The sequence below is a fragment of the Synechococcus sp. CC9616 genome, from assembly GCF_000515235.1.
Taxonomy (GTDB): Bacteria; Cyanobacteriota; Cyanobacteriia; order PCC-6307; family Cyanobiaceae; genus Parasynechococcus.
Map to the genome: position 1 here is coordinate 702,650 of NZ_KI911558.1, position 12,185 is coordinate 714,834.

Below are 12,185 nucleotides of genomic sequence, written 5' to 3' on the forward strand. Positions count from 1 at the left end.
GAGGAATTCGCAACAGGAGATGCGGATCGTGCAGAGAACTCCACGCCTGTTTTGATCCTAAGAGTCGGGTTGTTGGCTTTCGGGCCAGAGCAGACGAATACCGATCACCAAAAATCCGATTCCCGCAGCCAGTTGCAGCATGTCCGTCGGAATCACTGTTGCAATTGATCCGCCTGCCAGGGCACCAATCAGACTTGCCAGCACCAATGCTGACGACGATCCGAGAAAAACTGCCAGCGGACGATCGGATGTGCCGCTGAGCGCCACTGTGGCCAGCTGAGTCTTGTCACCCAGTTCCGCCAGAAAAACAGTGACGAACGTGGACAAAAGTAAGGTGAAATCCATCAGTTCATGCCGCTGTTGAGGAAAGGAAAAGAGAGCGACCAGCCTGGGCACCTAGCCAGAGCCCCAGTCCGATCATCAGAACGCCCGCCATTAACTGAAGACGTTCTGGGGGCAGAACCTGCGCCAGCCAGCGACCGACAAGGACGCCGACCAGGCTGGATGCGATCAGCGCCGTTGCAGCCCCGAGAAACACCAGCCAAGGGGCGCCTGACTGCGCCGACAGAAGCAGGGTTGCCAACTGGGTTTTATCACCCAGTTCAGCAACGAACACCGTGGTGAATGTGCTGACGAGAACTGTCAGGAAGGCCGGTCGTTCGTTCGAGCCAGATTGCATCAGGATTCAGCTCGCTGGGCACGGTTGAACCTACGCATCACCATGCTCCGCCCTCCGTAACGAGAACGGATCTGCTGACGGCAGCATTGAATTGCAAAGGCATCCAATGAATCTGAATCAACCTCGAAAAGTTCACCGAGCTCACTGACCCTGCAGAAGTCGGGTCGATCGTTGTAAATCCGACAGCGTCGTCCACCGCTGTCGTAATGGATGCACCAACCATCGTCACCCACCATCGCCAGATACTGATGGCGTTGCGCCTCTGAGAGCGCGGCCAACGCCTCCGGACGTTCCTCCGGACTGAGATGACAGCAGGCACCGCATTGTTGGATGCACTGCCACCGGTCTCCGCGACTGTTCATTGCCATCGTTGTGACAAGACTACGCAGACTGTGCTGGAATCCGCTGAGTGACAGCGCCATTTTTTTATGGGCATCGATTTCCACCTGATTGCCAATTTCGGCGCTCTCGCGCTGATCACCCTGGCTGGCCCTGCCGTGATCTTCATTCTCTTCTATCGCCGAGGTGCGCTTTGAACGTCTGAGCCTTTAGACGTTTGATTCAAGGTCGTAGCCCCAGGCCTAGCGAGGCTTCCTCCAGGAGTTGATGCACCATCGGGTGGCTTGCAAGCGGGTTGGAACTGATCAACGTTGATCCAGGCCTGATTTCCGCACAAATTTCCTGCCCTTCATCGTTTCGGACGATCAGCCCGGCATCGGAAACGAGACGGGCGTTGTAGCGATGATCTCCGCGCATCAGATCAATGCGTTCGGTGTGTTGCCTTAGGGCCTTGAGCACCAGCTGCAGCCGGGTTTCCCCTTTCCAACGGTTGATCCCGATGTTGAACGCCACATCGCAGCGTTCCGGACATGGCTCTTGACTGCGCCAGCGCCAGGCGATGGCTCGCCTCTGAACATCGTCCTGGCTGAGAGTGAGAGAGAGATGGCCTCCGTTGAGAACACGCGATTCAACGACAACGCAATCTCTTGCCCAGAACAACGGTGTTTCGTTGCCGACACCAAACGGTTCCAGCTTCTGCAAGTCGTTCCATAGCTCCCAGTTGATCTGCTCGAGCCGGAGAAGTGCTTCTGGCTGCACCGGCAGCCCCTCTCCTGCTCCGGACAGCCAGAGCTGCGCCAGATCGTTCAGCTGTTCATGCAGGGCACTGACATGACAAGCGGCCACTGTGAAACCACCGGCGGCGGGATGCCCTCCGTATCGGTCCAAAAGCGAGTGGCATGACTGGAGAGCAGTATCAACAGCAAAGCCCTTCGGTGCTCGAACCGATGCCCGCAGCATGCCGTTCCCTTCACCAGCGAGCAGGGCTGCCGGCCGGTTGTATCGCTCGACCAGACGTGCCGCGACAATCCCGATCACACCGTGATGCCAGTGGGACTGGGCAAGCAGCACAAAGGGCGGCAGTCCGCCGTTATCCGCCTCGATCAGCGCTACGGCCTCGGCTTCGATCGCGTCGCAAAGGTCGCGGCGTTGCCGGTTGAAGTCATCGCAGCGCCGTGCCAGCCCCATGGCGACATCAGCATCCACAGATGTCAGAAGATCAACGACCAGACCTGGCTCTCCGAGTCGGCCGACCGCATTGATGCGTGGAGCGATCTGGAATCCGATGTCGTCGCTGCGCAAGGGGCGATCGTCCAGACCAGCCAGCCGTTGAAGCGCTTTAAGGCCAGCACAGTCCGTACGGTGCAGATGTCGTAAACCCTCATGCAGCCAGCGCCGATTCGCTCCCTGCAAGGGAGCCATGTCGGCCACGGTGCCGATGCAGAACAGATCCCTGGCTGAGCGAATTGCTTCCGGCCGCTGCAGATCCTCTGCAACAGCCACAGCCAGGACATAAGCAAGTCCCACTCCAGCCAGCCCCCGATAGGGGGAAGCCTCAGGGGTTGTGGCCGGATGGATCAGGGCCGCCATCGGTGGTCGGTTCTCCGGGATGGTGTGGTGATCAGTGACGATCACCTCCATCGCAAGATCACGGGCCAGTTCAAGGGCTTGCCGCGCTGAAACACCGTTGTCGACCGTGATCAGAATCTTGATGCCGGCGTCATGCAGCACCTGAACCATGCGTGGATTCAGCCCATAGCCGTCATCGCTACGCGAGGGAATTGCCACTGTCGGTCTGGCCCCCAACGGCGTTAGCGCCTGAAGCAGCAGGGCACTGCTCGTCATGCCATCAGCGTCGTAGTCACCGCATATCGCGAGCGCTTCCTGATTTCTGCAGGCTCGACTGACCCTCTCAACAGCAATTTTGAGATCAGGGAAATGAGTCTTCGGATCCGGAAGCACTGGCGGATCAAGCAGGTCGATGGCTTCCTGCTCGGTTCTGATGCCTCGCCGCTTCAGCAGACAGCGGAGAGGAAGAGGGAGGTCGCATCCAGACAGGGGATCCGGCTCGATCACCGCAGGAAGGGACCAGACCCAGGAATGCTTGGCTTCGGACAACGGTTGGGGCAGAGGACGGCGCCGTCGGACAGCATTGTGCTCTGCAGTTAAGGATCTGGCCTCCATGACCCAGCTTCGCGCTGTCTTCTGGGATGTCGATGGCACCCTTGCGGACACGGAGATGGACGGTCACCGTCCGGCGTTCAACGCTGCTTTCAACAAGCTCGGCCTGCCGATCCACTGGGATCCGGAGCTTTACGCCAGGTTGCTGTCCATTCCCGGTGGTCTGCGACGGGTTCGGGCCTATCTCTCAGAGCGAAATCTGCCGGTGAATGAACAGCAGCTTCTGGACCTGCGAGAGATTAAACGCAGCATCTACCTGCAACGCATTCAGGATGGCTTCGTCGGCTGGAGACCGGGCGTTTGCCGTCTTTTGAAGGCCATTGACGCTGCCGATATTCCCCAGTGGATCGTCACGTCGAGTGGTAATGCCTCCGTCATGGCCCTGCTGGAAACTGGAGGCAAGGAACTGCCGCGGTTTGCGGGAATTGTCACGTCGGATGATGTGGATCAGGGGAAGCCCTCACCGGCGGGGTACTGCCTTGCCTTGCAACGAAGCGGTTGCCCTTCTGCAGACGGTCTTGCCGTGGAGGATTCCGCCGTTGGTCTGCAGGCAGCTCGAGCCGCAGGGTTGTCCTGTCTGTTGACCCCTTCGCCCTGGGATACGGACCTGGTTTCACTCATCCCCGAATCTGTTGCAGCGATGGATCATCTTGGAGATCCGACCAAACCAGCCAGCCAACTCCATGGCCCCCCTTGCCCAGATGGGCTTGTGACGCTGGAGTACCTGCAGGTTCTGATCTCCGGAACACCCCGATGAGCACAGTGCAAGACACACGTCTGTCTCGCGTTCAGGGTCGTTTTGGTGAGCGGTTTCTGCTCGGCTTCAAAGGGCCCTGGTTTCGCATCAGTCTTGTCATGCTTGCACTTCTGGGCGGATTTTTTCTGGGAAGCAATGCCACGGAGTACATCGGTGAGAGCCTTGCATTGCGGTCGCTCTCGGCCCTCACCTTTTTGGTGCTCGTGGAGCTGTTAATCCGGCTTCGATTCATGTTTGCAGGATCTCCAATGACCTTGTCCTGGCAGGTGATCGATAACCTCAGGATTGGTTTCGTCTATGCCTTGGTTCTGGAGGCCTTCAAGGTTGGATCCTGATCGTCCTCTGAAGATCCCAGAGAGGGATCTCGATCGGCTGCTGGCCTCCATCGGCGTGATGGAACGGCTGGTCTGGAAGCAAGCGTGGCTTGATCGCGGCATTGCTCAAGTTGGCCAGGAGCTCTGGGCTCCCGGGACCTCAGCTGATTGGCTCTGGTGCTTGGCCCTCCCTTTGCTCACGCTGGCTGAGCAGAGACGAGGGACCGGTCGCAGCCTGATCGGGCTGAGTGCTTTGCCTGGCTGCGGGAAGACCACGCTGGGGGCCTGGCTGGAAGTTGCCGCCGAGGCCATTGGCCTGTCGTTCCAGGTGGTGTCCATTGACGACTTTTATCTGTCCAGTCCCGCTTTGGATCAATCCATGGCGGGCAACCCCTGGGGTGTACCCAGGGCGATACCGGGAAGCCACGAACTTCAGCTCATGGCGACCGCTCTGGATGCATGGAAGTCGGGCCAATCGGTGCAGTTTCCATGTTTTGACAAGGCTCTTCGCGATGGTCGCGGAGATCGCAGCGGTTGGCGGAACTGTGATGCCTCGGTGCTGCTTCTTGAGGGCTGGTTCGTTGGTTGTGAACCGCTGGCTGAAGCCCATGCGCTTGATAGTGGTGCCGACCATCTCGAACCCTCTCTTCAGGATGGTGAACTCCGCTACAGATCAGCTGTCCAGAGCGCTTTGGAGGCTTATCAACCGATCTGGTCAATGCTGGACCATCTCTGGCAAATCAAGGCACCGAATCTGAACGCGCCGTCGTTGTGGAAACGCCAACAGAACGAATCTCAACAGCGTCTGCGGGGGTCGGGTCTTCCGGATGACGAACTTCGGAGCTTCATCCGGATGGTCAGCTCCGCCATCCCATCCCTCAGCTTTGAGCTTCCTCGAGCTGATGTGGTTTTCACCGCTGATGCGCAGCGGAATCTCAGTGGCCTGAGTCTCCGGACCTGAATCAGGACTCGCTGTCCTCTGTTTCGCTGATGGGATAGACAAATCCCTGTGCCCGGCCACTCAGAACCGACTTGCCGATCGACATGGCCCGCTGGGCTGCCACAGCAGCTTTGGCTTTCCAGGTGGCATGGCGCTGGTTGCGCTTGGCCTTGGAGGTTTTCTTCTTCGGTACAGCCATTGCGGCTCAGACATCACCAAACGCTGATTGTCCCGTTTGAAGAGGCTTTGCGTCAAATCGCTAATGTCTGCGCAGTGCTGATCTGCCGTGAGTTCTGATTCGAACGGCTCAAAGGAGTCCGCGGGAACCACGGTGTCGTCGCCATCGACGCTGTTCGGATTGCAGCGTGGTGAATCGCCCAGTTACTCAACCCTGCTGAAGGAGATCGAACAAGGCAAGGTCAAATCCCTTGAGTTGGTTCCTTCGCGACGTGAAGTGAAGGCGGTTTATCCCGATGGACGCGAGCTGACCGTTCCGGTCTTCGCCAATGACCAGCAGATCCTGCGAACGGCTGAAGAATCCGGAATCCCCCTGGAGGTTCGCGATACCCGCCAGGAACAGGCCATGGCGGGATTGGTCGGCAATCTCGCGTTGATCCTTCTGATCATCGTCGGGCTCTCCTTTCTGTTGCGCCGTTCCGCCCAGGTCGCCAATCGAGCACTTGGTTTCGGCCGCAGCCAGCCGCGGATCAAACCTCAGGACGATCTTCAGGTCCGGTTCGAGGATGTCGCTGGCATCAACCAGGCCAAGCAGGAGCTCCAGGAGGTCGTGACCTTTCTGAAGCAACCGGAAACCTTCATTCGTCTTGGCGCAAAAATCCCACGTGGTGTTCTTTTGGTCGGACCACCTGGAACCGGAAAAACGCTGTTGGCCCGAGCCATTGCCGGGGAGGCCGAGGTCCCATTTTTCTCGATGGCGGCGTCGGAATTTGTTGAGCTGTTTGTGGGTGTCGGAGCCAGCAGGGTTCGTGATCTGTTCAAAAAAGCCAAGGAGAAGGCGCCCTGCATCGTGTTCATCGATGAGATCGATGCCGTCGGTCGTCAACGCGGTGCCGGCATTGGCGGTGGCAATGACGAGCGTGAGCAGACCCTGAATCAGTTGCTCACGGAGATGGATGGCTTTGCTGAAAACGCCGGCGTGATTCTCCTGGCAGCCACCAACCGAGTTGATGTTCTGGATGCGGCGCTGACAAGACCAGGCCGCTTCGATCGACGGATTGAGGTGGGTCTTCCAGATCGACTTGGCCGTCAGGAGATCCTCTCTGTTCATGCCCGAACCCGTCCTTTGGATCAGGACGTCTGTCTTGAGAACTGGGCTCGGCGCACACCAGGGTTTTCAGGTGCCGACCTCGCCAACCTTCTTAACGAAGCCGCCATCCTCACGGCTCGCCGTCGGTCGACGGCCATTGCTGAACCCGACCTTGAAGCCGCCCTTGAACGCATCACGATGGGGCTGACGGCCGCTCCCCTACAGGACAGTGCAAAGAAGCGGCTGATCGCTTATCACGAAATCGGCCATGCACTTGTGGCAGCCTTGATTCCGGAAGCGGACAGGGTCGACAAGGTCACGCTTCTTCCCCGCAGTGGTGGGGTTGGTGGTTTTACCCGTCTCTGGCCTGATGAAGAGGTCCTTGATTCAGGCCTGATCACGCGTTCGAGTCTGATGGCCAGGTTGGTCGTGGCCCTGGGAGGCCGGGCAGCGGAAATGGTGGTGTTCGGCCGCGAGGAGGTCACCCAGGGAGCCAGCGGAGATCTCCAGATGGTGGCCCAACTGGCCAGGGAGATGGTCACGCGTTTTGGCTTCTCATCCCTGGGACCCGTAGCGCTTGAAGGGGCTGGCACGGAGGTCTTCCTTGGTCGGGACTGGTTCAGTCAGCGTCCTGGATACGCCGAGACAACCGGCCGTGAGATCGATCAACAGGTTCAGGAGCTTGCACGTCGTTCGCTTCAGCGTGCGATTGAGTTACTGGAACCGCGGCGAATTGAAATGGATCGCCTGGTTGACGCTCTGATTGAGGAAGAGACCCTGCAGGGAGATCGTTTCATGGTTCTGGCCGGACTCACATGATCCTGCTGCTCCTGCTTCCTGCGCTGCTCATCGTCTTGGCGGCGCGGATGTCGATGGAGTGGCTCTGGTTTGCGCAATTCCGCCTCGAAAGCGTTCTGCAGCAACGCTGGGGGTATGCCCTGATCTCTGCGGCAGCGGCGACTCTTGTGGTGGTTTGCCTGGCGTGGTGGCGCCGATCCCTCGATCACTGTGAAAACTCCAAACAAAGCTCCACGCCCTGGTTGAGCGGCTCCGGTTACAGCGCCGCCTTGTTGATGTGCCTGTTGGCTCTTCTTGCCAGCAGCTCCCTGGCGGTTGGGCTAGCGGTCCTGGCCTTGGTTCAACCCTTCGCCCTGCCGCACTGGCCAGAGGCGATGCGTCAGCTGAGTGGTCCCTCCACTGTTCTGATCCCAGTCGTACTGTCGCTGGTGCTCGCGGCTGCTCTGCGTCGGCGCTGGCTGGGATGGATCACCTTCTGGGTCTCCCTGTGCCTCATTTTCATCGTCGCCAGAGCCTGGGGACTCTGGATCCTGGCGTTGAAGATCCCTGATTCAGGTTTCCGTGATGCTCTTCTGAACACGGATTCCAGTTTTGCCCTGGGTCGCTTCAGTGCATGGCATTTCGGCCTGGAACTGGTTTTGTTGCTGTTGGTGTTTCATCTTTCAGCAGCTCTCTGGCTGCGCCTCACCCGCGCCCCCTCGCTCTCTGACTGGACGATCGCTCGTTTCGATCCAACGTTGCAGAGAGGTTTTGAGCGTTGGATAGCGGCTCTGCTCGCCGTGGTTTCAGCCCTCGTTTGGTTGTCCAGATATCAGTTGCTTTGGACGCGCACGGGAGTCGTCGCAGGTGCCGGCTGGCTTCAGGATCACTGGTTGCTTCCGCTTCGCACCGGAATCGCTGCTCTGTTGCTTGTGGCATCCCTGGCGTTGTTTGTTCGAAGCATTCATCTCCGCTCTCACAAGATCCAGAAACTGTCCCTCGTTCTGGTGGCAGTTCTTCTGCTCACCGAACTTCTGGTTACACCTCTGGTCGGGTGGCTCTGGCTTCGACCTCGGGAGTTAGTCCTTCAGACCCCGTACATCGAGGAAGCGATCCGATCCACTCGACACGCGTTTCAACTTGATCAGATTGTTCGAAGCATCAAAACTCCCTCTCCCAAGCTCACTGCGGACGATATTGCCGAGGGGCGCAGCACCCTCGATAACGTTCGCTTGTGGGATACCCAGCCCCTGCTGCAAACCAACAGTCAACTCCAGGAATTGCGTGTCTACTACCGCTTTTCAGGTGCTGCTGTTGATCGCTACCCGCTGCTTACTGATCAGGACACAGCCCAGCAGGTGATTTTGGCTCCCAGAGAACTGGACCAGTCGGAACTTCCGCCACGATCCAGATCCTGGCTTAACCGCCATTTCGTGTTCACGCATGGTTACGGCTTCACGCTCAGCCCCGTGAACACCTTCAGCAACGATGGCCTGCCGGACTATTTCATCAGCGATCTCGGTTCCTCCACGCGAATCAAGGGCAACGAGGATCTCGGCATCAGTCGGGAGGTTGTTCGTCAGGAAGTGCCTGTTGATCAGGGAGGTCTGTACTTCGGCACGGTTCCTGCCACTTATGCCGTCGCTCCAACAGATGTTGATGAAATTGATTATCCAGAAGGTGATGTCAACGTCTACACAAGCTATATGGGATCTGGCGGTATTCCCATTGGGATGTTGCCTCAGCGACTTGCCGCCTCCATTTATCTCGCCGAGCCGCGGTTGATGTTCTCGCCATCGGTTAATGCAAAAACCCGCGTGATGCTGCGCCGGGATGTTCGTGAACGCGTTGAGGCGTTGGCTCCTTTCCTTCAACTTCGTGGTGATCCATACCTCGTTTCTGTTCCATTGGATGAGTCGAATAAAGCTTTTTCCTCAAAACAGCATCAGTTTTGGATTGTGGAGGGTTATACAGATTCGATCACGTACCCCTACAGCTCCGCAGTGAATTCCGTAGACACCGATCGCTATCTACGGAATTCTGTAAAAGCAGTGGTCGATGCCTACAACGGCACAGTTCATCTGTATGTCAGTGAACCAGATGATCCCCTGATTCAAGGTTGGGCTCGTGTTTTTCCTGATTTGCTGGAACCCTTGGAAGCTATGCCTCAACAGTTAAGAGATCATCTTCGAGTGCCGGAGGATTTGTTCAGCGTGCAGGTTCAACAATTGCAGCGTTATCACGTAACAGACCCTCGAAAGTTTTATAGCAGTGATGATGTTTGGCAGGTTCCTCTTGAAACCTATGGTCGAGATCAAGTACCCGTCAGGCCTTATCACATCACAGCTCAGGTGGGGACAAACAGTGCTTCCGAGTTTTTGTTGCTGCAACCTTTAACACCATTGGCTCGTCCGAATCTCAATGCCTGGCTCGCAGCTCGAAATGACAATGAACATTACGGTGAATTGTTGTTGATCAATTTTCCTCGCACATCTCCCATTCTCGGCCCTGAACAAGTGCAGGCTTTGATCAATCAGGAACCGGAGATCAGTAAACAATTTGGCTTATGGGATCGCGGTGGATCAGAGGTCCTGCAAGGGAATCTCCTGGTTGTTCCTATCGGTGATGCGTTGATTTACGTCGAACCTGTGTATCTGAAAGCCAGTCAGGGAGGTTTGCCGTCGTTGGCTCGTATCGTCGTCAGCAACGGCAAGGAAATCGCCATGGCAAAAACACTCGATGCAGCCATTGCTGAACTGCAACAAAAAACTCCGCCAGCAGTGAAGCCAGCGGAGTGAATAGATTGTATTGACTTTAAAGAATCAGCCGATAGCGGAGAAATACTCCTTGCTTCCCTTGGGATCTTCTTTCATTGTTTTATCACCAGGTGTCCAGTTCGCGGGACAGACTTCATCAGGGTTGGCTTCGACATACTGATAAGCCTGAAGCACACGCAGCGTTTCATCAACATTGCGACCAACGGGTGCCTTGTTGATGGTCATGTGCATCACCATTCCCTGAGGATTGATGATAAACAAGCCGCGATCGGCTTCTCCGTCTTCGTTGAGAACGTTGTAAGCGGCGCAGATCTCTTTCTTGAGATCAGCAACGAGGGGGTATGTGATGTCACCGATTCCGCCTTGGTTGCGAGGGGTCTGAATCCAGGCAAGGTGGCTGAACTTGCTGTCAACGGACACAGCAAGGACTTCTGTATTTTTCGAGCTGAAATCTGCGTATCGGTCGCTGAATGCGGTGATCTCAGTAGGACAGACAAAGGTGAAGTCCAGCGGGTAGAAGAAGAGGACAACATATTTGCCCCTGTACTGGGACAGGCTGATCTCCTTGAATTCCTGATCCACCACTGCAGTGGCAGTGAAATCCGGGGCCATCTGGCCCACACGAAGGCAACCGTTTTCGGGCATGTTCTGAATGGCGGTGGTAATTAACCGGAACCGGTGAGCGACTTATGCGTAGTCGTACCGACTTCCAGTTCCGTCTGACAATTTATCACGATCGGCCTCCCTTCAGCTCATACACTCGATGCAGATGTGATCGCAAATGCACTGGGCCCCAACTCTGTTACGCAAGTTCAGCTCCACCGGTCATTTCAGACTTCTCAATCAGCTGCGGAGTGACCTGAGAAAGCGTCCTCTGGATCGTGATGCCGCCAGCGGCATGTTGAAAATGCCAGGCTCCGGACGCTTTTCCCGGCAACCAGCCGTGCGCAGCACTCCTGTCGTCAGCGATTCCAATCTGCCGAAATCCCCCCAATACGAGGAATCTGCAGCATCACAGCAACAATCACACAGAACATTTCGTGACCGCTTGAATGCTATTGACATGCGCTGAACGTATCAGGAACGCGTCGATACGACATAACAACCAAACGTGCACCTGAATGGCTCGGGGGAGACTTGAACTCCCGACCTTGGGGTTATGAATCCCACGCTCTAACCAGCTGAGCTACCGAGCCGTGGGGCTGATCTTAAACGATGATCAGTCCGTCAGGCACGAGCAGGGAGCTTGCCCAATGGGTTCACTGCTCCACCACTACTGCGACGGATTTCAAAATGAAGATGAGGGCCAGTACTTCGGCCAGTGCTGCCCATATTGGAGATGCGCGCACCCTGGGACACTCTCTGTCCTTCCTTCACCAACAACTGGCTGTTGTGGGCATAACGGGTTGATTCGCCGTCTTCATGTGTGATTTCAACCAGATAGCCATATCCACTGCTCCATCCGGCGTAGGACACGATCCCGGCACGGGACGCATGAATCGATGTCCCCGTGTTGTTGGCGATATCAATTCCTTTGTGCATTCGGCCCCAACGCCAGCCAAAGCCTGAAGTGAAAACACCCTTGGTAGGCCAGATGTAAGTGGGCCCCATGCTCTTGAAGGACTCCTTGACTGGGAGAGATGGCAGGGTCGGCCAGCTGGCACCGCCACTCACCGTGGGGCGAATGGCGAGCAACTTCTGACCACCAGCAGCCTTGGCAACGCGAACTTCGCGGCCAACACTTAATCGAGTGAGATCAAGGCCAGGGTTGTAGAGCTTCAGCTGATCTGAAGTGAGCCCATGCCGATTCAGAAACGATGCAAGGGAATCCCCACTTTTGATAGAAGCCTTGTCAGAGACCGGTGGAGGTGGTGTAAGTGGAGCCGACGTTGTCAGGGTGTCCGAATCGAGACCTGAGACCTGAATCGCACCCTCGGACGCACCTGCCGGCAAACGGATCCACTCACCTTTTCGGAACGTGTGACTGGTGAGGGTCTGGTTGGCCTTCGCCAGATCCCTCACATGGATACCAAGTTGGTCAGCGAGGGTCGCCAATTTGGTTGGTTGCGCAGCTCTCAGCCAAAACCACTCTGAAGAGAATGTCTGCTCTGAGGAGAATGTCAGCTCTGAAGACGATGTCTGCTTTGTGATGGC

At 56.8% G+C, this 12,185-nt stretch carries 14 protein-coding genes and 1 tRNA gene; 7 read left to right on the forward strand and 8 right to left on the reverse strand.

The window, feature by feature from the left end:
• Positions 1-57: 57 nt before the first annotated feature.
• From SYN9616_RS0104120 to SYN9616_RS0104130, 3 genes are read right to left on the reverse strand one after another with little or no spacing between them, the layout of a single operon-like run.
• On the reverse strand, positions 58-345 hold the full coding sequence (locus tag SYN9616_RS0104120; RefSeq protein ID WP_028951989.1) for a TMEM165/GDT1 family protein: 288 nt from the start codon (positions 343-345) through the stop codon (positions 58-60).
• Between the two features lie 4 nt (positions 346-349).
• Positions 350-679, reverse strand: a complete 330-nt coding sequence (locus tag SYN9616_RS0104125) for a TMEM165/GDT1 family protein (protein ID WP_198015133.1) — start codon at positions 677-679, stop codon at positions 350-352.
• A complete protein-coding gene (locus tag SYN9616_RS0104130; protein WP_028951991.1) occupies positions 679-1,041 on the reverse strand; it encodes a YkgJ family cysteine cluster protein in 363 nt (120 codons plus the stop codon). Before SYN9616_RS0104130 ends, SYN9616_RS0104125 begins: the two co-directional genes overlap by 1 nt.
• A gap of 66 nt (positions 1,042-1,107) precedes the next feature.
• Between SYN9616_RS0104130 and psb30 the strand changes: the two genes are divergently transcribed.
• Positions 1,108-1,215: a photosystem II reaction center protein Ycf12/Psb30 gene (psb30, locus tag SYN9616_RS0104135; RefSeq protein WP_006041509.1), complete on the forward strand. Its 108-nt coding sequence runs from the start codon at positions 1,108-1,110 to the stop codon at positions 1,213-1,215.
• 25 nt (positions 1,216-1,240) lie between these two features.
• Here the strand turns inward: psb30 and recJ are convergent, their stop codons facing one another.
• Positions 1,241-3,202, reverse strand: coding sequence for a single-stranded-DNA-specific exonuclease RecJ (gene recJ / locus SYN9616_RS0104140; protein WP_084218301.1), 1,962 nt, complete (start codon positions 3,200-3,202; stop codon positions 1,241-1,243).
• On the opposite strand from recJ, the gene SYN9616_RS0104145 reads away from it, so the two are divergent.
• Genes SYN9616_RS0104145 through SYN9616_RS0104155 form a run of 3 tightly spaced genes read left to right on the forward strand, consistent with a single transcriptional unit; the run spans position 3,201 to position 5,231 of the window.
• Positions 3,201-3,956, forward strand: a complete 756-nt coding sequence (locus tag SYN9616_RS0104145; RefSeq protein ID WP_028951993.1) for an HAD-IA family hydrolase — start codon at positions 3,201-3,203, stop codon at positions 3,954-3,956. The genes recJ and SYN9616_RS0104145 overlap by 2 nt on opposite strands.
• Positions 3,953-4,291, forward strand: a complete 339-nt coding sequence (locus SYN9616_RS0104150) for a DUF565 domain-containing protein (protein WP_028951994.1) — start codon at positions 3,953-3,955, stop codon at positions 4,289-4,291. The genes SYN9616_RS0104145 and SYN9616_RS0104150 overlap by 4 nt, the downstream gene beginning before the upstream one ends.
• A complete protein-coding gene (locus SYN9616_RS0104155) occupies positions 4,281-5,231 on the forward strand; it encodes a hypothetical protein (protein WP_028951995.1) in 951 nt (316 codons plus the stop codon). Before SYN9616_RS0104150 ends, SYN9616_RS0104155 begins: the two co-directional genes overlap by 11 nt.
• A gap of 1 nt (position 5,232) precedes the next feature.
• Here the strand turns inward: SYN9616_RS0104155 and rpmF are convergent, their stop codons facing one another.
• Positions 5,233-5,409 (reverse strand): 50S ribosomal protein L32, encoded by a 177-nt coding sequence (gene rpmF / locus SYN9616_RS0104160; protein ID WP_028951996.1) that lies wholly within the window; start codon positions 5,407-5,409, stop codon positions 5,233-5,235.
• Positions 5,410-5,541: 132 nt separating this feature from the next.
• Here rpmF and ftsH point away from each other — a divergent pair, with 132 nt between their 5' ends.
• Positions 5,542-7,296, forward strand: a complete 1,755-nt coding sequence (gene ftsH, locus SYN9616_RS0104165; protein WP_232200637.1) for an ATP-dependent zinc metalloprotease FtsH — start codon at positions 5,542-5,544, stop codon at positions 7,294-7,296.
• Positions 7,293-10,052 carry a UPF0182 family protein gene (locus tag SYN9616_RS0104170; RefSeq protein WP_037990663.1) on the forward strand — a complete coding sequence of 920 codons (2,760 nt, stop codon included), beginning with the start codon at positions 7,293-7,295 and terminating at the stop codon, positions 10,050-10,052. Before ftsH ends, SYN9616_RS0104170 begins: the two co-directional genes overlap by 4 nt.
• A gap of 24 nt (positions 10,053-10,076) precedes the next feature.
• On the opposite strand, the gene SYN9616_RS0104175 is transcribed toward SYN9616_RS0104170, so the two are convergent.
• Positions 10,077-10,676, reverse strand: coding sequence for a peroxiredoxin (locus SYN9616_RS0104175; protein ID WP_028951999.1), 600 nt, complete (start codon positions 10,674-10,676; stop codon positions 10,077-10,079).
• A 136-nt stretch (positions 10,677-10,812) separates the two neighbouring features.
• On the opposite strand from SYN9616_RS0104175, the gene SYN9616_RS0104180 reads away from it, so the two are divergent.
• Positions 10,813-11,103, forward strand: a complete 291-nt coding sequence (locus SYN9616_RS0104180) for a hypothetical protein (protein ID WP_028952000.1) — start codon at positions 10,813-10,815, stop codon at positions 11,101-11,103.
• A 50-nt stretch (positions 11,104-11,153) separates the two neighbouring features.
• On the opposite strand, the gene SYN9616_RS0104185 is transcribed toward SYN9616_RS0104180, so the two are convergent.
• Together SYN9616_RS0104185 and SYN9616_RS0104190 are read right to left on the reverse strand one after the other, a co-directional pair.
• Positions 11,154-11,227: transfer RNA gene (locus tag SYN9616_RS0104185), tRNA-Met, on the reverse strand.
• A gap of 31 nt (positions 11,228-11,258) precedes the next feature.
• On the reverse strand, positions 11,259-12,086 hold the full coding sequence (locus SYN9616_RS0104190; RefSeq protein WP_369791921.1) for a peptidoglycan DD-metalloendopeptidase family protein: 828 nt from the start codon (positions 12,084-12,086) through the stop codon (positions 11,259-11,261).
• Between the last annotated feature and the right edge of the window lie 99 nt (positions 12,087-12,185).